Raw genomic sequence first — 275 nt, forward strand, 5'->3', positions numbered from 1 at the left:
CCAGAAGCTCGGCCCAGATCTGTGCCAGCGTGATCTCGATCTCGCCTTGCGGCGGCTCATAGGCGCGATGCGCATACGCCTCATCGTCCGGCGCAGCCAGCGCCTTGCGGTCCAGCTTGCCGTTCACCGTCAGCGGCAGCGCCGCCAGCCGCACGAACGCCGATGGCACCATGTACTCCGGCAGGTGCGCACTTATGTGGGCGCGCAAGGCGCCGGCAAGCTCGCTTCCCTCCAGCCCGTTCGAAGCTGCTTCCGGCGCGCACACCACATAGGCG

1 protein-coding gene is annotated in these 275 nt (G+C 68.0%); it reads right to left on the reverse strand.

Going from position 1 to position 275, the window contains the following annotated elements; translation table 11 throughout:
- The coding region (locus XI08_RS09720) for an AMP-binding enzyme (RefSeq protein WP_271574251.1) at positions 1-275 on the reverse strand (275 nt) is incomplete at both ends.

Origin of the sequence: Bradyrhizobium sp. CCBAU 11361 (genome assembly GCF_028128935.1) — a bacterium.
GTDB lineage: Bacteria > Pseudomonadota > Alphaproteobacteria > Rhizobiales > Xanthobacteraceae > Bradyrhizobium > Bradyrhizobium niftali.